Below are 270 nucleotides of genomic sequence, written 5' to 3'. Positions count from 1 at the left end.
CGGCATGGGCGCGTTGGAAGCCATCGTCGGCATCTTTCGCGACGAAGTAACGCGACTCGAGCCCGGGGCCCTGTCGGTGGTGACGGCGTTGACGCGCGCCTTGTTCGTCTTTGCCCTGCGTGCCCATCTCCGCCAGGACAGCTTGCCGCCATCGCTGCTCTCGTTGATGGGCGATCCGCGGCTCGCCAATGCGGTGCTCGCGATGCTGCGCGATCCGGCACGCGAGTGGACCGTGGCGATGCTGGCGTCGGAAGCGGCGATGTCGCGCGC

The 270-nt window shown here is 68.5% G+C and carries 1 pseudogene; it reads left to right on the top strand.

The window, feature by feature from the left end:
- Positions 1–270, top strand: a pseudogene (locus tag ACR9ZH_RS18460) (AraC family transcriptional regulator); the annotation flags it as partial.

This window comes from Luteibacter sp. SVR4-7G (assembly GCF_056755555.1).
The sequence above is the reverse complement of the archived record's forward strand: the minus strand, read 5'-3'. Positions and strand labels throughout refer to the sequence as shown.